The organism is Aeromonas sp. YN13HZO-058 (assembly GCF_001921245.1).
Lineage (GTDB): Bacteria > Pseudomonadota > Gammaproteobacteria > Enterobacterales > Aeromonadaceae > Aeromonas > Aeromonas allosaccharophila.
Window position 1 is genome coordinate 59,630 of the sequence record NZ_MQSY01000022.1, and the last position, 23,247, is coordinate 82,876.

17 protein-coding genes are annotated in these 23,247 nt (G+C 58.1%); 6 read left to right on the forward strand and 11 right to left on the reverse strand.

The features are described from left to right. Positions 1–103: 103 nt before the first annotated feature. Positions 104–2,890, forward strand: a complete 2,787-nt coding sequence (locus BSP75_RS04605) for an insulinase family protein (RefSeq protein ID WP_075112376.1) — start codon at positions 104–106, stop codon at positions 2,888–2,890. 320 nt (positions 2,891–3,210) lie between these two features. Here BSP75_RS04605 and BSP75_RS04610 read toward each other — a convergent pair whose 3' ends face one another. The 7 genes from BSP75_RS04610 to guaB all read right to left on the reverse strand — a co-directional run bounded on the left by BSP75_RS04610 (position 3,211) and on the right by guaB (position 11,506). Next, the gene (locus tag BSP75_RS04610; RefSeq protein WP_075112377.1) at positions 3,211–3,858 is read right to left on the reverse strand and encodes a thiopurine S-methyltransferase; all 648 of its coding nucleotides are present in this window, start codon (positions 3,856–3,858) and stop codon (positions 3,211–3,213) included. Positions 3,859–4,141: 283 nt separating this feature from the next. Continuing rightward, positions 4,142–5,551, reverse strand: a complete 1,410-nt coding sequence (locus tag BSP75_RS04615) for a leucine-rich repeat-containing protein kinase family protein (RefSeq protein ID WP_075112378.1) — start codon at positions 5,549–5,551, stop codon at positions 4,142–4,144. A gap of 344 nt (positions 5,552–5,895) precedes the next feature. Continuing rightward, on the reverse strand, positions 5,896–6,390 hold the full coding sequence (locus BSP75_RS21465; protein WP_148140614.1) for a hypothetical protein: 495 nt from the start codon (positions 6,388–6,390) through the stop codon (positions 5,896–5,898). 117 nt (positions 6,391–6,507) lie between these two features. After that, entirely contained in the window at positions 6,508–7,308 is an 801-nt protein-coding gene (locus BSP75_RS04620) for an HNH endonuclease (protein WP_083617055.1), read from the reverse strand. Between the two features lie 422 nt (positions 7,309–7,730). After that, positions 7,731–7,889: a hypothetical protein gene (locus BSP75_RS04630; RefSeq protein WP_239497809.1), complete on the reverse strand. Its 159-nt coding sequence runs from the start codon at positions 7,887–7,889 to the stop codon at positions 7,731–7,733. A 479-nt stretch (positions 7,890–8,368) separates the two neighbouring features. After that, entirely contained in the window at positions 8,369–9,958 is a 1,590-nt protein-coding gene (gene guaA / locus BSP75_RS04635) for a glutamine-hydrolyzing GMP synthase (RefSeq protein WP_075112380.1), read from the reverse strand. An 84-nt stretch (positions 9,959–10,042) separates the two neighbouring features. Continuing rightward, positions 10,043–11,506: an IMP dehydrogenase gene (gene guaB, locus BSP75_RS04640; RefSeq protein ID WP_075112381.1), complete on the reverse strand. Its 1,464-nt coding sequence runs from the start codon at positions 11,504–11,506 to the stop codon at positions 10,043–10,045. A 645-nt stretch (positions 11,507–12,151) separates the two neighbouring features. Between guaB and BSP75_RS04645 the strand changes: the two genes are divergently transcribed. Both BSP75_RS04645 and xseA read left to right on the forward strand, forming a co-directional pair. Beyond that, positions 12,152–12,790, forward strand: coding sequence for a cold shock and DUF1294 domain-containing protein (locus tag BSP75_RS04645; RefSeq protein WP_075112382.1), 639 nt, complete (start codon positions 12,152–12,154; stop codon positions 12,788–12,790). A 238-nt stretch (positions 12,791–13,028) separates the two neighbouring features. Further along, entirely contained in the window at positions 13,029–14,396 is a 1,368-nt protein-coding gene (gene xseA / locus BSP75_RS04650) for an exodeoxyribonuclease VII large subunit (protein ID WP_075112383.1), read from the forward strand. A 139-nt stretch (positions 14,397–14,535) separates the two neighbouring features. On the opposite strand, the gene BSP75_RS04655 is transcribed toward xseA, so the two are convergent. Both BSP75_RS04655 and BSP75_RS04660 read right to left on the reverse strand, forming a co-directional pair. Further along, entirely contained in the window at positions 14,536–15,525 is a 990-nt protein-coding gene (locus tag BSP75_RS04655; RefSeq protein WP_075112384.1) for a D-alanine--D-alanine ligase, read from the reverse strand. Positions 15,526–15,729: 204 nt separating this feature from the next. Further along, positions 15,730–16,338, reverse strand: coding sequence for a 2OG-Fe(II) oxygenase (locus BSP75_RS04660; protein ID WP_075112385.1), 609 nt, complete (start codon positions 16,336–16,338; stop codon positions 15,730–15,732). Positions 16,339–16,674: 336 nt separating this feature from the next. On the opposite strand from BSP75_RS04660, the gene BSP75_RS04665 reads away from it, so the two are divergent. Beyond that, positions 16,675–17,151 carry a glutathione peroxidase gene (locus BSP75_RS04665; protein ID WP_042062312.1) on the forward strand — a complete coding sequence of 159 codons (477 nt, stop codon included), beginning with the start codon at positions 16,675–16,677 and terminating at the stop codon, positions 17,149–17,151. Positions 17,152–17,333: 182 nt separating this feature from the next. Next, positions 17,334–18,734, forward strand: coding sequence for a DEAD/DEAH box helicase (locus BSP75_RS04670; RefSeq protein ID WP_075112386.1), 1,401 nt, complete (start codon positions 17,334–17,336; stop codon positions 18,732–18,734). Positions 18,735–18,834: 100 nt separating this feature from the next. Here BSP75_RS04670 and hutW read toward each other — a convergent pair whose 3' ends face one another. Next, the gene (hutW, locus tag BSP75_RS04675) at positions 18,835–20,196 is read right to left on the reverse strand and encodes a heme anaerobic degradation radical SAM methyltransferase ChuW/HutW (RefSeq protein WP_075112387.1); all 1,362 of its coding nucleotides are present in this window, start codon (positions 20,194–20,196) and stop codon (positions 18,835–18,837) included. Between the two features lie 254 nt (positions 20,197–20,450). Here hutW and BSP75_RS04680 point away from each other — a divergent pair, with 254 nt between their 5' ends. After that, positions 20,451–22,046 carry a methyl-accepting chemotaxis protein gene (locus BSP75_RS04680; protein WP_075112388.1) on the forward strand — a complete coding sequence of 532 codons (1,596 nt, stop codon included), beginning with the start codon at positions 20,451–20,453 and terminating at the stop codon, positions 22,044–22,046. Positions 22,047–22,154: 108 nt separating this feature from the next. On the opposite strand, the gene aroG is transcribed toward BSP75_RS04680, so the two are convergent. Beyond that, on the reverse strand, positions 22,155–23,210 hold the full coding sequence (gene aroG / locus BSP75_RS04685) for a 3-deoxy-7-phosphoheptulonate synthase AroG (protein ID WP_075112389.1): 1,056 nt from the start codon (positions 23,208–23,210) through the stop codon (positions 22,155–22,157). Between the last annotated feature and the right edge of the window lie 37 nt (positions 23,211–23,247).

Here is a 23,247-nt window from a genome sequence, read left to right on the forward strand (position 1 = left end):
TGGAAACAATTGCGCTACCTCTCAGAAAAGGGTTTGCCTGACGGGATAGCGGGGTCGATAATCATGTTTAAATTCAAATAAATCCAACGTGAGTCACACGCCAATGAGCCCATATGCCAGTCCCAATGACCATCGGCAATACCATTTTCTGGAGCTGGCCAACCGGCTCAGGGTCTTGTTGATTTGTGATCCCGACACTGACAAATCCGCCGCTTCTCTGGCGGTCAATACCGGCCATTTTGACGATCCTGCCGACCGGCAGGGGATGGCCCATTTTCTGGAACACATGCTGTTTCTCGGCACCGCCACTTACCCCAAGCCTGGTGAGTACCAGCAATTTATGAGCCGTCATGGCGGCAGCAACAACGCCTGGACCGGCACCGAATTCACCAACTTCTTCTTCGAGATCGACAACGGCTTCTTCGAAGCGGGGCTGGATCGCTTCGCCCAGTTCTTTATCTGCCCCACCTTTGATCCGGAGTGGGTGGACAAGGAGCGCAACGCGGTCGACTCCGAGTATCGTCTCAAGCTGCAGGACGACATGCGCCGCAGCTATCAGGTGCATAAAGAGACGGTCAATCCGGCGCACCCCTTCTCAAAATTCTCGGTGGGCAACCTCGATACCCTGGCCGATCTGCCGGGACGGGATCTGCGCTCCGACCTTATCCGTTTTTACGAAAGCCACTACAGCGCGGATCGCATGGCGCTGGTGATGATCTCGCCACAATCCATCGATACCCAGTTGCAGTGGTGCTGTCGCTATTTTGCTCCCATTTTGAATCGCAATTTGGGAACTCCGGCCCTCACCATGCCGCTCTATCGGCTCGATGATCTCGGCGTGCGCATCCACATCAATCCGGTCAAGGAGACCCGCAAGCTGTCGCTCAGCTTCCCCTTGCCCAATGTGGACGAGTTTTACGACAAAAAACCCCTCACCTTCCTGAGCCATCTGATTGGCTACGAGGGGGATGGCAGCCTGCTCTCCCTGCTCAAGGCGAAAGGCTGGGTCAATCAGCTCTCGGCGGGCGGTGGCATCAGCGGCGCCAACTTCAAGGATTTTGGCGTCAACTTCGGCCTGACCCCTCTGGGCCTTGAGCATGTGGACGACATCCTCGCCGCCCTGTTTGGCTATCTGAAACTGATTGGCCGCGAAGGGCTGCAGAGCTGGCGCTATGACGAAAAACGGACCGTGCTCGAATCGGCATTCCGCTTTCAGGAGCGCGGCCGCCCCCTCGATACCGTCTCAGGGCTGGTGCTAAACCTCTTTAGCTATAAGCCTGAGGATCTGCTCTACGGCGACTACATGATGCGCGAATATGACGAGGGGCTGATCCGCCGCTTCCTCGCCAAGCTCACCCCGCACAACCTGCGCATCACCATCACTGCGCCGGAAGTGGCGACCGATCGGCTAGCTCGCTGGTATCAAACCCCCTACAGCGTGGCGACCATTACCGAAGCCGAGAAAATTCGCTGGCAGCAGAGCGAGCCGGAGCCGGCGCTGGCGCTACCCAAGCCCAACCCCTTTATCAGCAGCCGGCTCGATCCGCGCACGCCAGAGCTTGCCGCCGACATGCCCGCATGCCTTATCGATCGCCCCGGTTTTCGCCTCTGGCACCTCCATGAGCACCTGTTCAACGTGCCCAAGGGCAATCTCTATATCTCTATCGACAGCGAACATGCGGTCAAAAATCCGCGCAATATCGCCATGGCGCGCCTTGCCGTGGAGCTGTTGGCCGACCACCTCAACGCCCTTACCTATCCGGCGGAGCTGGCGGGGCTGGGCTACCAGATCTATGCCCATCAGGGGGGCTTTACCATCAACCTGAGCGGCTTTGCCGACAAGCAGCCGCTCTTGCTCGACATGATCCTCGGCAACCGCACGCTGGGGTATCCTGATCCGGGCCGCTTTAGCGAGATCAAGGAGCAGCTCATCCGCAACTGGGACAACCAGTCCAAGGCGCGCCCCATCTCCCAGCTCTTTAACCAGCTCACCAGTTTGCTACAACCCAACAACCCGCCGTTCGAGCAGTTGCTGCGCCACCTGCGCACCGTTGAGCTCTCAGAGATGCCCGCCTTTGTCGCCAAGCTGTTTGGCGAGGTGCATGTCGAGGCGCTGGTACACGGCGACTGGACCGCTGCCGAAGCGCTGGAGCTGGCCGCCCTGATGGAGCGCCACCTGAGCGATATCAATGGCACCAGCAGCAAGCCGAGCGGCGAGACCCGCCGCCCGCTCATCTCCATTCAGGACAGGGGCACCCTTATTCGCGAGCAGGGTTGCGATCACGAAGACTCGGCGCTCTTGGTCTATTACCAGTCCCGCACCACCCGGGCCCGGGATCTCGCCTGCTTTACCCTGGCGAACCACATCATGTCCTCCACCTTCTTCCATGAGCTGCGCACCCGCCAGCAACTGGGTTATGTAGTGGGCGCCGGCAACCTGCCCCTCAATCGCCACCCGGGCCTGATCTTCTATATCCAGTCGCCGGTGGCGGGGCCGCAGATCCTGCTCGATGCGGTGGAGGAGTTTATCGACCTCTTCCCGCTCGCCATGCTCGAATTCACCGAGCAGCAGTGGCAAGAGAGTAAAGCGGGGCTGCAAGCCCAGCTGAGCGAGCGGGATGCCAATCTGCGCAGCCGCGGCCAGCGGTTGTGGGTCAGCATCGGCAACAAGGATCTCGGGTTCGATCAGCGGGAACGGGTCTGTGACGAAGTGGGCAAGTTGAGCCGCGCCGATCTGGTGCGCTTTATCACCCAGCTGCGCTCGCGCACCTCCGATCGGCTGATCCTCTGCAGCTATGGTCAGGGACACGAACATGACGAGCGGATCACCGGCCAGTTTATCGATGATCCACGGGCATTTCGGCTCAATGCCGCCACCTTCGAGGCCTGATCAGGCCTCGCACTCCCCCGTTTTTCCTTCCCACGGCAAATCGCAGGCAATAAAAAGCCGACCCATCAGGGTCGGCTGGAAAAACCATAACAATTGCGACCAAAGCCGCCAAAAGTGAACATGAGCGTGAAAATCAGACACTGAGTTGCTGATCAGCAAGCGGGACGGGCCCGATACTCGCTTTGCAATGCCAACAGTGATTGAGAAACAGCCTCATATTAGGCACTCCCCCAGACAGTCACGTTGATCTATGTCAAAGGAGGTAGCGAAGAGCGCGCGGCCCGACGATTTGTCGGCGCAGATCACCCTTTGCCTGCCCGTTAGCCACGGCGAACCAGTCGGTAGGCCACCTCATCAAAGTAGGAGAGCTGACCCGCCAGCACACGCGGGTGATCCACCTCGGCGGCGCGCCCCAGCACCTCGATGCGAAAATCGCGCTCGAAAAGGGCCCGTACCTCCATCTCCCCCACCGAGAAGGGGGGCTGAGTCTGCTGCTCCGGCTGATATTCGAGGGTCACCAGCAGGATCTGGCCACCGGTCTCGACCAGCGAACTGATCAGGGCCGCATACTGGCGACGCATCGCGGTCGGCAGGGCGATCAACGCCGCGCGATCATAGACCAGCCGGTAACGGCGACCCAGACTGGGGGCGGCGAAAAAATCCCCCTGAAAAATGCGCAGGCTGTCCACTTGATGGCACTGATAAGGGCCCACCTCGCTCACGGTCGCGGCGAGCTGGTTTTCACTGAAGAACTGGCTGACAGCAAGGCTCGATAGCTCGAAACCGTCGACCGGATGGCCCTGAGCGCTCAGCCAGAGCATGTCGCGGGACTTGCCGCACAGGGGAACCAGCACCGGCTCGTCCGCTTGCTGGGCCGACCACCAGGATTGCAGCCAGTGGTTGAAGTCCGCCTGATGAAAGCCAATCCGGTTCTCTTCCCAACGCTGATGCCAAAACGCAGCTTCCATCGTTATTACCCTTCTGTTCTAAAGATGCCTCAATATCACAACTTAACCGGCACCGCGCAACCCTCTGCCCTTCCCTTTTTGCCGCGCAGCCTCTGCGTGTTATCGGGCGAATGACGGGACCTCCCCTTGCCCTGTGCCTCGCTGTCGCAATGAGCGCTATCGGGTGTGTTGATGACGGGCAGAGGCACGCCAATCCATGCGAACGAGTCATGCATTAATAGCGATTAATGAGAGAAGGGAATGACGTTGGCAGGCCAAAACGTGCCTGCCAACGCCAGAAAGATCACGACAGCGTGGCGCGAGCGGCCGCCAGCTGACGCTCGATATAAGCAAAATCGGGGCGTTCGGCAGGGAGTTCCGAGAGGCAGGCCGCTTTGAGCTGATGCAACCCATCAAGCGGTGAGTCTTGCGTATCGCAATGGGCCAGCAGCTCTTCCAGCAGGCAGCCAAAGGCGCGCACTTCCAGTCGCTCAAGACCCACGGCCCGCTCGCGGTTACTGCTGTCATAGCTGTTACGTTCATACAAAGAAGCCGCACCGAAATCCCCCAGCAGGGCGCGAGCTGGCGCGTCAGGCCCACGGGCAAACAGGATATTGTGACCGTAGAGATCCCCGTGCATGATGCCCGCGCGGTGCAGATGGTCCGCCACCGAGGCAATGCCGTGAGCCATCGCCAGCGCATCCGGTACACAGAGGCGCAGCCCCTCGGGATAGACATCCCGGGTGCAGGAGTCCAGGCTCGGCGGCCCGGCCAGATTGGCAAAGGCCGGGTCGATCAACTCCATTACCAGCGCCGAAATGCCGGAGGGGTGATCAGCCACTTTACCTATCACCTTGATAAGGTTGGGATGGCTGTCTGCCACCAGCGACGCAGCCATCTCACAGCGGGGCAACCCGTCGCTGGTCACCGCCCCCTTGAACAGCTTGACCGCCACCTGACTGGCATCGGCTCGGCCGCTCGCCTGACTCACCTCATCGGCGCTCTCATCAGCCATGTCACCAACCATGTCATCAAAAATAGTGGCGCGATGGATAACGCCGGATGCCCCCTGCCCCAGCAGCTCGCCGAGCGCCAGCGTCTCCCAGGCAAGGGGCGCGACATGGGCATCATCGATGGCCCGCGCCTCCTCCCCTTCGCTAAAGGGGTTGCCGGAGTAGGCGAGCCATGCAAGGCGCGGCAGCGCCAGCAGCCACTCGGGGAAGCATTCGATACGGTTGGCGGCGATGCGCAGCAGCTCCAGATTGCGGCAGTTGGCAAGGCTCGCGGGCAGCGCGCGCAGGCGGTTGCCCGCCAGCATCAGCTTTTGCAGGGCGTCGCACTGGCCCAACTCATCGGGCAGCCGCTCAATTGCGTTATCGGTCAGGATCAGCCAGCGCAAACCGGCGGGCAGCGCTTTGGCCGACACGGTGGCAATCCGGTTGGCCTTAAAGCCCACCATGGTGAGCGCCGGACAGCGCCCCAGCACCTCGGGCAGCTCGGTAAAGCGGTTCTCGGAGCAGAAGATGATGCGCAGTTTGCTGAACCCGGCCAACTCGTCAGGGAGCGCGCTTAGCTGGTTGCCGGTGAGATCCAGCACCTCCAGCGTCTCTTTCAGGCTCAAAATCTCGTGGGGGAAAACCGCGAGGTTTTCAGAGAGCTTCAAATGGCGGGCACCGCACAGTTCACCCGCGCGCAGCTGTTCCAGAGTATGCATAACCGTTTCTCAATCCTGATGATCTGCCTGATGACGTAGCCAGCCATCAGCACGCGCCGAACTTGGGTCCGGCGATTTTAAAGGGGGGCATTATAAAGAATTCGGGGCGCAGATCGCCCCTTTTGTTGCTTTGGCAAGGAATAGCGCTCAGCCACATCACCCCAGCGAATTGACGAAGAGACGTAGGGTGCAATAAGCGCAGCGCATTGCACCATTTTCAGAGCGGCGTTTGTGCAAGATATGAAGAAAAAGTTGAGGTGCAATTTCATTGCACCCTACGGCACTTAGAACAAAATGCGTTGGCAATTCCTCTTTAGCCGTTCGTGATGTGAAATTTGATACATCTACTTTTGGTGATAAGACCGAGCTAAAAGTAAGTCAATCGTAATAGACCTGTCTTGAACTACATCACGAAAACAAATGCTCCCCTCCATAGCTTGTCCACCATGAATAGCTTTCATCAGCATGACTCCTTGGGAGTATTCTTTTTTGTTTTTAGAGCGAAAAATAAATGTGAAGTACCCTTCCCAATATTCACCTGTAACATCATAAACCGTCAAAAATGACTTATCACTACTACCATAATCTATCTGAAAAGTGCCTTTTACCTTTTCAGCACTTTGATTTATTGCTAACGTATAAGAAATCTCGCTATGGCCATCAGGCCTCGGATTTCTCTGTTTCATAGACCAAATACCGGATACATCTGCACCACGATATAACATTTTTTTGATTAGCGGGCTGACTGTGTTACGTATCAATGCTGCTGTCACCCATAATAATCCGGTCGTGAGTACACCTGAGACAATACCTAATAAAATTGTTTCAACAACGTTCACGTAAACCTCTTAGAATGATGAATTTTATCCACGAACCGTTATTTCACACAACATCCGCTCGGGGGTCACAAAGTAATACCGATACCACCTTACACTCTCTTAAACAGTTTTTTATGTTTATTCCTTCCAATCATGCAAAATATTATGAACAGCTATATATTCTCTTGATGGTCTATTTTTAACATTGTGTGGGAGATGGATAGTTTTTCCATGTAGCTCAGTTGACATTAGCCGTTCTAATTCAGAGTAATTACCATCTGCACCATTTTTATCGTAGTACTGAATTTTATATTCACTTGACAATGTGATAAACCCAGCATCGAATAGACGATGATGAAAGCTATTTAACAAAATACCGTTTCGTACATCCATTCTTTGTGAGTCGGTTGCATGCTTCCAAGGTATTATATGTGCAGCTTCAAGCCCCTCTACAAATGAAAGCTCGGTAAATGCACAGCGATACGAATATGCTTTAAGCAGCGCTTGCCTAAACAATATTTGCTTGATACCTCTGGACTTTATTTTATTGTAAATTTCCCCTGATGAATCTGGATCATAGACCAATGACTTAATGATGTTTGGATAAGATAGCCCTTCGAGTGAAAAGCCAAATGGGTTACCATGGCGTACCCAATTGAAATTAAATACTTCCTGTAAACCCTCTCTAAAATTCTTTAAGTCATATGCAATAAAACCATTGCCAGGCTTTCCCGTAGAGTTAATTATCAGAATGGTTAAAGGTGGTATATTTTCTGCTAAGCAATAATCTTGTATTACACCTAAAACGAACCTAATAGCTCGATGATGAATACCAATAGCATCACCTAGTTCCTTATATGTAATAGTTTTTCCAGCTTTAGCTCTTTGAGCCAATATAGGCCAAGCTTTATAAGCTCTCTCGATTTGGTTAATTACCATATTGATACAACCTCATAAATACAACGCCAGCCTAAGGGACTGGCAATCTACTACCAAAAACTCAATCACAATAACAATAACAGCAACCACCGCAGTTCAATGGCACTGGAAACGCCACACGTTGACAGTATCTCTTTTTGCTGCTTTGAAGCATGCAATGTCACTGATCTGACTCAGAGGTTAATCCAAAGAGGTTATTTATAAACGTTTATCATAGCGAGCAAGGCAGATAAGAAAAAGAGGATGATGAAAATTTGCTGAGCTAGATCAAAAAATTAATCAACAAGTACAAATACTGACCCCATATCCCTGATACCGGATCGTTGATAAAGAAAAGACGCCCTAAGGCGTCTTTCTTATTTTCAGGCTTTGGAGCAAACCGGTTAGGAGATCTCCCCCTCCACGACTTGCCCGCAACCCAATCAAATCGGGGTAATGGAGGTGATATGGGCATCTCCGTCCAGTGACTTGAAGCTCTGCACCACGGCTTCGCCATGGATCGGTTTGGCAAGCTTGCACTTGAAGCGGTAGTGGGTGCCGGCCACCACCAGGGTGGATACTTCAAAGGGTACGTATTGCACCCCGACAAATCCTTTCAGCGCTTGGTCAAATACCGCCTGATCCTCGGCGGTCAGCTTGTGATATGGGTCTATCCACCCACCAACACGGCTTGTTCTGACATATCAAACTCTCCCTGCTCTATGGTCCCGACTCGTTTAGCCGGTCGGGCTGCGTCCCGTTGATTCAAGTGGTTTCCGGTCTCCGCAGGGGTGTCATCACTGCCGGTTGGCACGATGGCGATGGGTCCGTTTGTGCAGCTATCTGCACCTGGATCAGCCCTCCCCCCAGCCACGAGCCGCTGTTAACAGCAGGCTCAATTGGCATGAGAGAGCCTGATGCGGGATGGAAAAAATACCCCTGTCACATATGACAGGGGCAAGGTGGCGAAAAAGCGGCTCGAAAAAGAAGATGTGTAGCGCAAACGATTGAAAAAAGAAAAGACGCCTCAAGGGCGTCTTTTTGCATTTTTATGCTCGAAGGGTAGAAGGGCGCGAGCCGCTTATTCCCATTCGATGGTTGCGGGCGGCTTGCCGGAGACGTCGTACACCACGCGGGAGATACCGTTGATCTCGTTGATGATGCGGTTCGATACGTGACCGAGGAAGTCGTACGGCAGGTGAGCCCAGTGGGCGGTCATAAAGTCGATGGTTTCGACGGCGCGCAGGGCAATGACCCAGTCATATTTGCGACCATCGCCCATCACGCCAACGGAGCGCACCGGCAGGAACACGGCGAACGCCTGGCTGACTTGGTTGTAGAGGTCGGCTTTGCGCAGCTCTTCGATAAAGACCGCATCGGCTTTGCGCAGCAGATCGCAGTACTCTTTCTTCACTTCGCCAAGAACGCGCACGCCCAGACCCGGACCCGGGAACGGGTGACGGTAGAGCATGTCGTAGGGCAGACCCAGCTCCAGACCAACGCGGCGCACTTCGTCTTTGAACAGCTCGCGCAGCGGCTCGACCAGACCCATCTTCATCTCGTCCGGCAGGCCGCCGACGTTGTGGTGAGACTTGATAACGTGGGCCTTGCCGGTCTTGCTGGCAGCCGATTCGATCACATCCGGATAGATGGTGCCTTGCGCCAGCCAGCGGGCGTTTTTCAGCTTCTTGGCTTCATCGTCGAACACTTCAACGAAGACGCGGCCGATGATCTTTCGCTTGGCTTCCGGCTCGTCTTCACCCGCCAGGGCGGAGAGGAAGCGCTCTTCGGCTTCAACCTTGATGATGTTCAGACCGAAATGATCGCCAAACATCTCCATCACCTGCTCGCCTTCGTTCAGACGCAGCAGACCGTTGTCGACGAAGACGCAGGTCAGGCGATCGCCGATGGCGCGGTGCACCAGCATGGCAACCACGGAAGAGTCGACACCGCCGGAGAGGCCGAGGATCACTTCGTCGTCACCCACCTGCTCGCGGATGCGGGCAACGGCGTCGTCGATGATGGTGGCCGGCGTCCACAGGCATTCGCAACCACAGATGTCTTTAACGAAGTGCTCCAGCATGCGGGCGCCCTGACGGGTGTGGGTCACTTCCGGGTGGAACTGCACGCCATAGAAGCGCTTGGCTTCATTGGCCATTGCCGCGTGGGGGCAGGTCGGGGTGCTGGCGATGGTGGTGAAGTCAGCCGGGATAGCAGTGACCTTGTCACCGTGGCTCATCCAAACATCCAGCAGGGCGTTGCCGTTGTCGGCGATGGCATCTTCGATGTTGCGCAAGAGGGCGCTGGTCTTGCCGGAGTCGCCCAGCACTTCGACCTTGGCGTAACCGAATTCACGCTCGGTGGAGGATTGCACCTTGCCACCCAGCTGCTCGGCCATGGTCTGCATGCCGTAGCAGATGCCGAACACCGGCACACCGGCGTTGAACACGTACTCGGGGGCACGTGGGCTGCCCGCTTCGGTGACGGACTCCGGACCGCCGGAGAGGATGATGCCGTTGGGATTGAATTCGCGGATCTGCTCTTCGGTCACATCCCAGGCCCACAGTTCGCAGTAAACACCGATCTCGCGCACACGGCGGGCAATCAGCTGGGTGTACTGGGAACCGAAGTCGAGGATAAGGATACGGTGCTGGTGAATGTCTTTAGTCATTTTATTCCTGCATCAGGCTGATGTTTTAACAAAAAGCATGGGGATAAAAACGGTGTCAAAACGGGGCCGCAGCCCCGTCTTGTATCAGCCCATCCGATAGTTGGGGGCTTCTTTGGTAATGGTCACATCGTGGACGTGGGACTCTTTCATCCCGGCGCCGGAGATGCGCACGAACTCTGCCTTGGTGCGCATGTCGTCGATGGTGGCGCTGCCGGTCAACCCCATGGAGGAGCGCAGGCCGCCCATCTGCTGGTGGATGATCTCTTTGAGGCGGCCCTTGTACGGCACGCGACCTTCGATGCCTTCCGGCACCAGCTTGTCAGCGGCGTTGTCGGTCTGGAAGTAGCGGTCGCTGGAGCCTTTGGACATGGCGCCCAGAGAGCCCATACCACGGTAGGATTTGAAGGAGCGACCCTGATAGAGCTCGATTTCGCCCGGCGCTTCTTCAGTACCGGCGAACATGGAACCGACCATGACGCAGCTGGCGCCCGCAGCGATGGCTTTGGCGATGTCGCCGGAGAAGCGGATACCGCCGTCGGCAATCACCGGGATACCGGTGCCTTCCAGCGCATCAACGGCGTCGGAGATGGCAGTGATCTGGGGAACACCGACACCGGTCACGATACGGGTAGTACAGATGGAGCCCGGGCCGATACCGACCTTGACCGCGTTGACACCGGCAGCAGCCAGCGCCTTGGCACCGGCACCGGTCGCCACGTTGCCACCGATGATCTGCAGATCCGGATAGGCGTCGCGAGTGGCCTTGATGCGATCCAGCACGCCCTGGGAGTGGCCGTGGGAGGAGTCGATCAGCAGCACGTCCACACCGGCTTCCACCAGCGCAGCGACGCGCTCTTCGTTACCGGCACCGGCACCGACCGCGGCACCGACGCGCAGACGACCCTTGTCATCTTTACAGGCGTGCGGCTTGCGCTCGGCTTTCTGGAAATCTTTAACGGTGATCATGCCCTTGAGTTTGAAGTCGGCGTTCACCACCAGCACTTTTTCGATACGGTGCTTTTGCATCAGGGCAACCACCTCTTCGCGAGGGGCCCCTTCACGCACGGTGACCAGACGATCTTTCTGGGTCATGATCTGTTCAACGGTCTGGGAGAGGTCAATCACGAAGCGCACGTCACGGCCGGTGATGATACCGACTAGCTTGTTGCCGTCAGTCACCACGGGGTAACCGGCGAAGCCATTCTTGTGGCTCAGCTCCTTGATTTGGGCAATGGTCATGTCAGGGCGTACGGTGACGGGGTCAGTGACCACGCCGCTCTCGTACTTCTTGACCTTGCGCACTTCGGCAGCCTGCTGCTCGATGGACATGTTCTTGTGGATAAAGCCGATACCGCCTTCCTGGGCCAGTGCGATAGCCAGACGGGCATCGGTCACTGTGTCCATGGCAGCGGAGATCATGGGGATGTTCAGGCTGATGGTGGAGGTCAGCTTGGTACGCAGATCGGCAGTATTGGGAAGAACTTCGGAGTGGGCGGGAACCAACAGTACATCGTCGAAGGTTAACGCTTCTTTGGCAATCCTGAGCATGGCAATATCTCACCGTTGAGGAAGTGGGGGTGTAAAATATTGCCGACGAAGTTTACTCACCGATTGGTCACTGGTAAAGAAGTTTTTTGAATTTTTTATGGCGTAGCCCTCTTTTAGGCGGCCAAGAGGCTAAAAAACCAAGACTTTCTCTTCAAAAATGGCCGTTTTGTGGCAAAAGAGTTGAGCGAATGGGGTTTTATGCAAAATGCCCCTGATGAATTTCCCCCGGTAGCAGATTGACAAGCCCCTGCCCTCCTCCCCATCCTGCAGCAAAACAGACCCAAATAACCCAGCATTCCATTGCATCGCAATGCACTCGTTAACACGCCTGGCAAGTCGCCATGTTGGCAGTTGTTGCGCTGGCGCAACAAATCAAACAATTCCTGTCACACACACGCAAAAGTAGTGGCCGCCGGAAGAGGTGGTCTCGTAAGATACCCTGCAGCGCCATAAGGTGACCATGCTCGTATTGGCCCATTCGGGCCACCAACAAGAGAGGTCAAGCACCGGAAAACGGGGCAACAGCGAATATATTCTGCGGATGAAGCCAAACCCGGAAGAATAACGAGTTTGCCACCCTGACATGCTTATTTCAGTGCATGAAACACAGTCCATAGATATCAATCAACCATCGCGGGCATATATATGAGATTTCAAGGAAAGATTTCTGAGTGGAACGATGACAAGGGATATGGATTCGTCGAGCCTAATGGCGGAGGTGAACGCACATTTATTCATATCAAGTCATTCAAATCGAGAGCACGAAGACCCGCCAATGGCGATCTGGTTATTTATGAAGTAGAGAAAGATAGTCGGCAACGCAGTAATGCAGTCAATGTCTCGTTTCCCCATGAACGATCACTGCAAAGAAAGAGAGGGGGCAGTAACGTCAGTCTGATATGGCCACTACTGTTTATATCAAGCATATTTGCACTCACCCTGTTTCAGCGTATTCCGGCTCTCATCCTCATCGTCTATATATCCCTGAGCATTATTACGTTTATTGCCTATGCCATTGACAAACATGCCGCCCAAAATAACCACTGGCGTACTCAAGAGAGCACACTGCATCTGCTGGCCCTGCTCGGTGGTTGGCCTGGCGCCCTCTCTGCCCAACAGCTGCTCAGGCATAAATCAGCCAAAGTGGAATTTCGCCAGGTGTTCTGGGCAACAGTTTTCATGAATCTGCTTCTGCTGTGCGGGTTAACCATGAGCGATCCGGGTCGTGCCATGCTTGGCACTGTCACCACAGAGATCCTCCATCTGATCGCTCCCTGGGCTTGAGTCCGTGTGCGGCATAACTGATCGCCATCAGATTTTGTCCTTGCATCAATTTAACCGGTGGCCTGATTGATACCTGCATCAAACGCCACCGGTTTACGCCCTTCAACGCGACAGCTCAGAGTCACGCTCTGACAAGCTAGCCAAACAAGATGTCCGGGCTCGGCTCCTGCCGCGCTCTGGGGTAAGATAGCGGCCATCGTTTTATTCCGGCCCGCCGGAGCAGACCACAGGTACGCCCTTGAACCGATTTACCCCATCCAGTGCGGCGAGTGGCCGCGAGCAGCAGGTCTTTACCGTCACCCGCCTCAACAGCGCCGTGCGCATGATCCTGGAGCAGGATCTGGGGCTGGTGTGGCTGACCGGCGAGCTCTCCAACTTGGCTATGCCTAGCTCCGGCCACTGGTACTTTTCGCTCAAAGATCTGGGGGCGCAGGTGCGCTGCGCCATGTTCAAGGGCAACAACCGGCGGGTGACGTTTCGCCCGCAGGATGGCATGCAAGTGCTGGTGCAGGCGCGGGTCTCCCTCTATGAGCCACGCGGCGACTACCAGCTGATCATCGAGTCGATGCAACCCGCAGGCGACGGTGTGTTGGCGCTGCGTTTTGAAGAGCTCAAGCGCCGCCTCGGGGCCGAGGGGCTGTTTGACGAGAGCCGCAAGCGGCCGCTGCCCCGCGAACCACGGGCGGTGGGACTGGTTACCTCCGCCACCGGCGCGGCTTTGCACGATATGCTGACGGTGCTTAAACGCCGCGCCCCGGATCTGCCGGTCTTTATCTACCCGACCCAGGTGCAGGGGAGCGCCGCCATCAGCCAGATCGTCGCGGCGATCGCCAAAGCGAACCAGCGCGCCGAGGTGGATGTGCTGATCGTCGGGCGCGGCGGTGGGTCGCTTGAAGATCTCTGGTGCTTTAACGAAGAGGCGGTGGCGCGCGCCATTGCCCACTCCGCCATCCCGGTGGTGAGCGCGGTGGGCCACGAGGTGGATGTCACCATCAGCGACTTTGCCGCCGACTTGCGCGCCCCTACCCCGTCGGCCGCCGCCGAGCTGGTGGCGCCGGACAATCAGGCCCGCATCCAGCGCCTCGCCCATCTAAAGCAGCGACTGCTGCAGGCGATGAACCGCCAGCAGACCGCCGCCCGCCACGATTTCATCCTGCTGCAAAAACGGCTCGACCATCAGGACCCGAAACGGCGGCTGGAACAGCAGTCCCAGCGCCTCGACGAACTTTCTACCCGTTTGCAGCAACTATTGCGCCAGCGGTTGCATCAGGGAGAGCGGCGCCTCGCCAATCTTGAGCTGCGCCTGCAAGGCAAGAGCCCGGAGCGCCTCCTGGCTGCTGGCAAGCGCCGCCACCAGCTGGCCGAAGAGCGGCTCCATGCCCTGATTGCCAAACGCCAGGATCTGGCGAGCCACCGCCTCGCCATGCTCACTGCCCGCCTCGACGGGGTGAGCCCGCTCGCCACCCTGGGTCGCGGCTACTCCATCACCCGCACCCCGCGCGGCGAAGTCATTAGCCGCGCCGATCAGGTCAGCAGTGGCGACCAGCTCATCACCACCCTGGCACAAGGGAGCCTGCAGGTGCGGGTCGAGGAAGTTAAGCCGTAACCCGCGCTCTTGAGCCGCGACCCGGCGCTGCGCCTCACTGGCAGCGGGTGCCCCGGTCATACCTGTATAAAATAATCCCCGCCGGTTGGCGGGGATTTTTATTGGGTCCTTCTTCACTCCCGTGAACGGGAGAGCGCACTTAGCTGGCCTTGCGCAGGATCAGCTCAAGGTAGTCGGCGAAGCGGTGACCGTGATGCTCCAGCAGTTTCGGGAACATGGAGATGGAAGTCATGCCCGGGAAGGTGTTGATTTCGTTGAGCAGGATCTCGCCCTCCTCGGTCAGGAAGAAGTCGATGCGCGAGAGGTGGGTCAGTTTCAGCTGACGGAACGCCTTGAGGGCATACTCGTGGATCGCATCGGCCTGTGCCTGGGTCAGCCCTTGGGCCTTGAGACTGGTCTCGGTGTGGCTGGCGCTGCTGTACTTCTCTTCATAGCTGTAGAACTTGTCCTGCGGCACGCAGATCTCGCCCGGGTAAGTGGCCACCAGCTCGTCACCGTACTGGTAAACCGCCACTTCCAGCTCGCGCGGCTTGACCGCTTTCTCAATCAGTACCTGCTCGGAGTAACCGAAAGCATCGGCAATGCCTTTCACCAGATCCGCTTCGTTGCTGGCGGAGTAGCAGCCAACGGAAGAGCCCTGGGAGGCCGCCTTGATAAAGACCTTGCCCCACTTGGCCAGTGCGGCTTTCGCCTCGGCGAGCGCCGCGTCGTTTTGCTCGGTCAGGAACAGGTATGGGGTGTTGGGAATGCCGATGGCGGAGAGCCACAGCTTGGTGCTGATCTTGTTGAAGCAGATCTTGCTCGCCTCGGCATCGCAACCGAGATAAGGCAATCCGGCCAGTTCGAGGAAGGATTGCAGATCGCCGGTCTCACCCGGGTAGCCGTGGATGCAGGGCACCACGTAATCCACCGGACGGGCCACGCTGTCAAACGAGAGCAGCTTGTCGAGCCCCAGCTTGCACTCGCGGCCATCGGCACTGAGCCAGCGATCGGCGAACATCTCGACGCGGGTCACTTCGACACCGGGCAGAAGGCCCAGTTGTTGCTCGAGGAAATTGGCGCTGCGCAGAGAAACTTCGTGCTCGGAGCCACCGCCGCCGCACAGCAGCAAGACATGCATGTTCTTCATTAGATGTGATCCCTTGGGAAAAGCGGCCTCGTCATGACCATTTGATAAGCCAACCACCATAAAAACCGGACGAAGCCAGATACGAACATAAGTGCGCGCCAGTGTAGCAAGGGAGATCAACCCTTGTCAGCTGATGGGAGACCCATGACCCCACTTCTTGCAGTGAAAAGTCTCCCCTGTGTCAAAATCGGGACACATTGCCCCTCAGCGCGGCGGATCGACCCTTCCCATGCCGTTGCCATTGACCCGAAACCAGCCGGCGATGCTGTAGCGCTCGCGGTTAGCAGGCAGCACCTCGTGGGGAAACTCCTCGGAGAGAAACAGCACCAGCCGCCCCCCCTTGGGACTGACATCCATCAGAAACTGCTCGTTGTTGTCATAGAAGCGCAGCAGCCCACCGGCTTCCGGTTGCCAGTCGTTGTTTAGGTAGAAGACCGAGGTCAGGCGGCGGTTGGAGCGACCGGCAAAAGCATCGCGATGGGTGGCGTAAAAATCGCCGCTGCGGTAGCGGGCAAAGTGGGCCTCGTAGTCAAACAACCCCAGCATCAACATCCGGTTGGCGGCAAGACGCAGGGACTCCATCCGGGCGAGGTAGTCAGCCACCGGCGCCCCGAGTGAGGGCTCCAGCCAGTGGATCTGGTCACGGCGAATATCGGGATTGCCCTGATGCAGGGCGTCACGGCCGATCCCGGCCGGTTGCCATTCGCCTGGCAAACAGGCTTTGAGGGCATCCACCTCGGCGGCGGTCAAAAAATCATCCACTATCACCCATCCCCGGGTGTAAATGGCATCCATGGCAGCTTGATAGTCCAAGATTGGCTCACAATGAGTGGAGAGAGGGCGCTTTTTAGCGACTTACCGGCCAAGTCACAAACCGGTTTGCTTCTCTTGAGAAGTCCCACCATCAATACGCGATTTGTCGCCCGCTTCCCCGCTTTTTGTCGCCAGTTGTGATCCCGCCCCACCGGACGGCGTATTGGCTGTCGAAACTGTGATGGCCCTTGCAATCAAGGGGAAGAGAGAGTGCGGGTCTCTTGCCGCCAAAAGAGCCAACCGATACCGTACTCCAGTACCATTACGCTATTCATCCGACATCTATCACCACAACCGACCGAACACCTCGCGGACAACCAATAGAAGGATCTGCTTATGCCTCTGCCCGATCTCACTTTGCAACGCCTGGATGGCACCCCCTATCCGCTGGCCCAACTGGCGGGCAAGGTGGTGCTGGTGGTCAATGTCGCCAGTCGCTGCGGCTTTACCCCCCAATATGAAGGGCTGGAAGCCCTCTATCGGGAACTCGGCCCCAAGGGGCTGGTGATCCTGGGCTTTCCCTGCAACCAGTTTGGCAATCAGGAGCCGGGGGATGCGGACGAGATTGCCCGCTTCTGCTCCCTCGACTATCCGGTAACCTTCCCCATCATGGCCAAGTGCGATGTCAACGGCGAGCATGCCCACCCCTTCTACCAGTGGCTTAAAAAGCAGAAGCCGGGTTTTCTGGGGCTGGAAAACGTCAAATGGAACTTCACCAAGTTCCTGATCGACCAGGAGGGTAATGTGGTGGACCGCTTCGCCCCCCAGGCCAAACCGGAGAACCTGGCCGAGCAGATCCGCGAGATGCTCTGAATCGCCCGACGCGTGTTGCGCCACTGCGTTGAATGATTGTGTGGCGGCCGGTGCGACAGCTACTGCGCAGCGGCCGCTATTTTGCTATATTACGGCCCCACTATCTTTTCCATATCGTGGCTGGCCCCAAAGTGCTGGCTGCCCGTTGAGCCAAAGGCTCATCTCAGGAGTGTCTCTCGAACATGTCATTCAACGAACTGGGTCTGTCTCCGCATATTCTGCGGGCCGTCAAGGAGCTGGGTTACGAACAGCCAACCCCCATCCAGCAGCAAGCGATTCCGGCCATTCTGGCTGGTCAGGATGTGCTCGGCGGCGCTCAGACAGGCACAGGCAAAACGGCCGGTTTCACCCTGCCGATGTTGCAGCGTCTGCTGGCCAACCATGGCCGTGGCCGTCGTCAGGTACGCGCCCTGGTGCTGACCCCGACCCGCGAACTGGCGGCACAGGTGGGCGAGAGCATCATCAAGTATGCCCACCACCTACCGTTCAAGACGCTGATCGCCTACGGCGGCGTCAGCATCAAGCCCAATCTGGATGCCATCAAGCTGGGTGTGGACATTCTGGTCGCCACCCCGGGCCGACTGCTGGATCTGCTGACCCAGGGCGCCCTGACCCTGAGCGAGCTGGAAGTGCTTGTGCTGGATGAAGCAGATCGCATGCTCGACATGGGCTTCATCGTCGACATTCGCCGCATCATGAAGGCGCTGCCTGCAGAGCGTCAAACCCTGCTCTTCTCCGCCACCTTCTCCAACGAAATCAAGGCGCTGGCCGATGATCTGCTCAACGATCCCACCCTGATTGAGGTGGATCCGAGCAACACCGCCGCCGAGCAGGTCTCCCAACGCATCATTCAGGTGGATCGGGAACGCCGCCGCGAGCTGCTCTCCCACATGATTGGCCGTGGCAACTGGCAGCGGGTGCTGGTGTTTGTCCGCACCAAGCAGATCGCCGACCGCCTCGCCCAGCAAATGCAAAAAGATGGCCTCAATACCGTGGCGATCCACGGTGACAAGAGCCAGGGTGCCCGCAACCGTGCGCTGGCCGATTTTCGCAGCGGCGCTGTGCGGGTGCTGGTGGCGACCGATATCGCCGCCCGCGGTCTCGACATCGATCAACTGCCCTACGTGATCAACTTCGAACTGCCCCAGATGGCGGAGGATTACATCCACCGCATCGGCCGTACCGGTCGTGCCGGTCGCGGCGGCGAGGCGATCTCGCTGGTCAGCCATGACGAACTGGGTCAGCTCAAGGCCATCGAGGCGCTGATCGGCCAATCACTGACCGTGGAGATCCTGGAAGGGTATGAGCCCAGCGGCAAGCCGAGCCGTCAGACCCTGCCGGGCAGCAAACCGGTGCAGAACCCGCCCCGTGAGCGCGGCCATGCCAACGCCAAGAGCAATGCCAAAGGCAAGCCTGCCGCAGGTAAGGGCAAAGCCAAGGGTGATACCGCCAAGAAGCCAGCCCAGTCTCCTCAAAACAAGTCCCGCAAGCGGGAAGTGGTGGGTGAGGATATCGGCTTTACCCCGATGCGCCGCCTGCCCAAGGCGATGCGCGACAGCTATCAGGACAGCAGCGACGAGTAAGCTTGCGCGCGGCGCTAACTGCCAAACCCAGAGAGGGAGCCTGCAAGGCTCCCTCTTTCGTTATGAATGGTGCGAGCTGGCGCAAGTGTTCCACTCAGGATCAGACCAGCGAATGGCGCACCGCTGCGGCGCCATGGCTGGGCGGCGCTGAACCATCGAGCGGATTGAGTTGCAAGAACTCGAACAGCCCGGCCTGCATATTGACGTTCCAGAAGCGCCCGGCGAGGGTGAGTTGCAGCCGTGCGCCGTCTATCTCGGCCAACCCGTGCTGCTGCCAGGCGGCAAAAAGTGGCATCAGATGGGTCAGCAAAGGCGCAGGCAGACGATCCAGCGCCAATACGCCGCTGTCGAGGGCGCCGCGCAGCAGACCGTCCATCCGCGCATTGGGGTTGCGCCCCATCACCATCCCAGGCGCCCGCTTGCCGTTGGCCAGTGCGTCGTGCCAGGGGGCCAGATCCCGGCCATACATCAAGCCGTGACCAAGAATGCTGCCCCCTGCACCGGCGCCAAAGGGGAGGATCTCGGCGCCGCGCTTCGCCATCTGGTTATAGCGGCTCTGCTCGGCCGGACTGCGCCGCCAGTGGCTGCAAGAGAGGCGCTCCCAGCCGTGGGCTTCCAGTTGCGATCCGCCATAGGCATACATGGCCGCCCGCTGCTGGCCGTCGGCCGCCCAGCCCTGCGTCCCTTTCTCCTGCGCCCGATCCAGATTGGTGCCCTGCATGGCGATCAGCTGGTAGAGATCGACCCCGTGCACACCGCTCGCTATCACATCGCGGATATCCTGCTGCCACACGGCATCATCCTGACCGGGTAGACCGAAGATGAGGTCCGCCACGATCACAGCCGCATCATCCCGGGTCAGCTCGCCAAGGCGGGCCAGCAAGGTCTCCCTGTCATCGAAACGGGCCGCCTGCTGACGAATCTGGCTATCAAAGCTCTGCACCCCGAACGAGAAGCGGTTGAAGCCACCCGCCAGCGCCGCCTGCCATTTCTCATCGTCAAAACCGTTGAGCCGTCCCTCCAGCGTCACCTCGGCATCGGCCGCCAGCGGAAAACGGCGGATCACGGCGGCCAGCATGGCCAACTCGTCGGCGCTCATGTCGGTCGGCGTACCGCCCCCCACATAGACGGCTGAAAACGGCATGCTCTGCGCCAGCGGGGTGTCCGCCGCCTGCGCAAGGGAGGCGCAGAGCGCGTTGACGTAGCGGTTGATCCGCGCCGGATTGGCGCCATTTTCAAAGAAATTGCAGAAGCTGCAACGCTTGCGGCAAAACGGAATATGGATGTAGAGGGCGCGCTCCTCAGCTTCACTCTCTCGCTGCCACCAGCTCTGCCAGCCAGCCTCGTCCAGCGGGAAGGGACGCATCCCTCCCCGACTGGCGTGAGCCGAGGTCTTGGCGCTAAAGGCAAACTTGAGGGGATCCGGCGAGGCAATGCCGGTCATTGAAGGGGTCAGAATCATGGTGGTCACTATTCAGAAAATAATGACAATGATAACGATTATCGTTACCTGCAATTTGTTCTGGATCAACCCGCAGAGCCGCGCACCTCGACGAGGTCATTTTGGCAACCTGCATTACCGATCTGCTTAACAGATTATTTACTAAAGAGCGGTTATGGTGTGCCGATAGAGAACCATCTCCCGCCATTTCTTCGTCTACGATCAAGACGATACGGGATCACATAACAACACCGAGCGCCTGGAACTTGCCCAACATGCATAACCTCTCCTTGAACTGGAAAATATTTCTCCCGCTTGCGCTGGTCATCGGCACCACTTTTGCACTCAGCTTCGAACTCTCTGCCTGGCTGCAACGGGACCTCGCGATCCGGCTGGCAGGCGAAAAAGTCGAGAGCGCCGCCAACACCTACATGGATCAGCTCAACGTCCTGATGATGACCGGTGGCATGGCCAACCGGCAAATCGTGCAGACCAAGCTCAAGAGTGAAGCGGGCATCGTCGAGGCTCGCCTGATCCGCGCCCCGGCCGTCAGCAACCTGTTTGGCCCGGGTCACCCGGATCAGAAAGCGCAGGATCCCCTCGATGAGCGAGCCATCAATCAGGGAGAGACCATTATGGAGCAGCAGGGTAACCGGCTCACTCTGATCAAACCGTTCAAAGCCTACAAGGAGTATCGCGGCACCCAGTGCACCACCTGCCATCAGGTCAATGAAGGGACCGTGATGGGTGCGGTGCGGATCAGTTACGACCTCAGCCACACCTTTGGCGAGATCCGCCACAACAACCTGATCCTGAGCGGCAGTCTGGCCGCCGTATTCAGCATCGGCTTTGGCTTGCTCTGGTGGGTGTTGCAACGCTACGTAAAACGCCCCCTGCGCCAGCTGCAGCTCACCATGATCCAGATGGCCAAGGAGCGCAACCTCGCCCTCCCCCTGGTCAATCACAGCCGGGATGAACTGGGCCAGATGACCCGTGCCGTCAATGACATGGTGCAGGGCTTTCGCCACAGTCTGCAGGAGGTAGAAGGGGCAACTCATCAGCTCTATCAGGAGTCGAACCAGATCCGTCAGGTGGCAACCCAGACCGAAAACTCGGCCCGTCAGCAAGAGGGGATGACCACCCAGGTCGCCGCCGCCGTGAGCGAGCTGGCCGCCAGCTCTCATGAGGTGCGCGAACATGCCCGCCACAGCGCCGAGCTCTCCGCCCTCACCAATCAGGATGCCGCCGACACCAGCCGCCTCGCCCAGCACTCCATCACCGACATGGGGGAGATGTCGGCAGAAATTGATCGGGTGGATCAGGTGATCCAGCAGCTCGACAGCCGCTGCCTCGCGGTTGACGGTGTGCTCGAGGTGATCAAGGGGATTGCCGATCAAACCAACCTGCTGGCCCTCAACGCCGCCATTGAAGCGGCCCGGGCGGGCGAGCAAGGCCGTGGCTTTGCGGTAGTGGCCGATGAAGTGCGGGCCCTCTCCAATCGCAGCCGCGCCGCCAGCGAAGAGATCTCCCAGATGATCGCCGCCCTGCAAAATGAGGCCCAGAGCGCGGTTACGGTGATCGGGGATGCAAAAAGCAAAGCCGGTGAGAGCATCAGCAAGACCGAGGCGACCCTGGCCGCCATGCAGAACATCATCGCGCGCATCGCCCGCATCAACGACCTCAATGCCCAGATGGCACAGTCCGCCGAAGAGCAGGACCGGGTCTGCAGTGAGGTGGACAGTTCGGTGAGCGACATCCGCAACACCTCCAACGACACCCTGGGTCAGGCGCACGCCGCCAACCTCGCCAGCATCCAGTTGGTGGAGCAGTGTCAGAAACTGGAAGCGCTGCTGAAAACCTACCGCTGGTAATCCACGTCACCAACGAAAAAGCGCGACCCGAGGGTCGCGCTTCTGCTTTCTGGATTTGGCTTCGCTCAACTACGGCCTTGCGTGTTCACTATCGCCGCAGAGCATGCTTTAACGGGCGTTGCGGGTTGCGACGGCATCCGCCAGATTGCGCAGCAGCACTTCGGTATCGGCCCAACCGATGCAGGCATCGGTGATGCTCTGGCCGACGGTGAGTTCACCCCCTTCCACCAGATCCTGACGACCTTCCACCAGATGGCTCTCTACCATGACGCCAAACACCGCCTTGCTGCCTGCACGCAGTTGATCGGCCACATCTTCGGCCACCACCATCTGGTTCTTGAACTGCTTGCTGCTGTTGGCGTGGCTAAAGTCGATCATCACCTTCTGCGGCAGACCGGCTTTCTCCAGCCCCTTCACTACCTCGCTGACATGGGCCGCGCTGTAGTTCGGCTCACGACCACCGCGCAGGATGATGTGACAGTCCGGGTTGCCGCGGGTCGCCACGATGGCGGAGTGACCATACTTGGTGACCGACAGGAAGTGGTGCGGCGCACTGGCGGCACCGATGGCATCGATGGCCACCTTGATGGTGCCGTCAGTGCCGTTCTTGAAGCCCACCGGGCAGGAGAGACCGGAGGCCAGCTCGCGATGTACCTGGGATTCGGTGGTTCGGGCACCGATCGCGCCCCAACTCATCAGATCCGCCACATATTGCGGGGTGATCATGTCGAGGAATTCGGAGGCAGTCGGCAGCCCCATGTCGTTGAGGTCCAGCAACAGCTTGCGACCGATGCGCAGACCATCGTTAATCTTGCAGCTATTGTCGAGGTACGGGTCGTTGATCAGCCCCTTCCAACCCACTGTGGTGCGCGGTTTTTCGAAGTAGACCCGCATCACGATCTCCAGCTGACCTTTCAGCTCGTCGCGCAACGCCTTGAGGCGCTTGCCGTACTCAAGTGCAGCCACCGGATCGTGGATGGAGCAAGGGCCAATCACCACCAACAGACGCTCATCTTCGCCGGCCAGGATATTGTGGATGGCCTGACGGGATTCAAACACGGTGGACGAGGCCACCTCGGTAGCCGGAAACTTCTCAAGCACCGCAACCGGGGGTAATAACTCTTTGATTTCACTGATACGAACGTCGTCGGTTTGATGCTGCATGACAAGGCTTCCTGCTAGATGACTGCGATTAGGAAAT

Coding starts and splice junctions, on each gene's coding strand:
- BSP75_RS04605 (WP_075112376.1), top strand. CDS start 104: ATGAGCCCATATGCCAGTCCCAATGACCATCGGCAATACCATTTTCTG.
- aroG (WP_075112389.1), bottom strand. CDS start 23,210: ATGCAGCATCAAACCGACGACGTTCGTATCAGTGAAATCAAAGAGTTA.
- BSP75_RS04670 (WP_075112386.1), top strand. CDS start 17,334: ATGTCATTCAACGAACTGGGTCTGTCTCCGCATATTCTGCGGGCCGTC.
- BSP75_RS04645 (WP_075112382.1), top strand. CDS start 12,152: ATGAGATTTCAAGGAAAGATTTCTGAGTGGAACGATGACAAGGGATAT.
- guaB (WP_075112381.1), bottom strand. CDS start 11,506: ATGCTCAGGATTGCCAAAGAAGCGTTAACCTTCGACGATGTACTGTTG.
- BSP75_RS04610 (WP_075112377.1), bottom strand. CDS start 3,858: ATGGAAGCTGCGTTTTGGCATCAGCGTTGGGAAGAGAACCGGATTGGC.
- BSP75_RS04655 (WP_075112384.1), bottom strand. CDS start 15,525: ATGAAGAACATGCATGTCTTGCTGCTGTGCGGCGGCGGTGGCTCCGAG.
- BSP75_RS04665 (WP_042062312.1), top strand. CDS start 16,675: ATGCCTCTGCCCGATCTCACTTTGCAACGCCTGGATGGCACCCCCTAT.
- BSP75_RS04615 (WP_075112378.1), bottom strand. CDS start 5,551: ATGCATACTCTGGAACAGCTGCGCGCGGGTGAACTGTGCGGTGCCCGC.
- guaA (WP_075112380.1), bottom strand. CDS start 9,958: ATGACTAAAGACATTCACCAGCACCGTATCCTTATCCTCGACTTCGGT.
- BSP75_RS04620 (WP_083617055.1), bottom strand. CDS start 7,308: ATGGTAATTAACCAAATCGAGAGAGCTTATAAAGCTTGGCCTATATTG.
- hutW (WP_075112387.1), bottom strand. CDS start 20,196: ATGATTCTGACCCCTTCAATGACCGGCATTGCCTCGCCGGATCCCCTC.
- BSP75_RS04680 (WP_075112388.1), top strand. CDS start 20,451: ATGCATAACCTCTCCTTGAACTGGAAAATATTTCTCCCGCTTGCGCTG.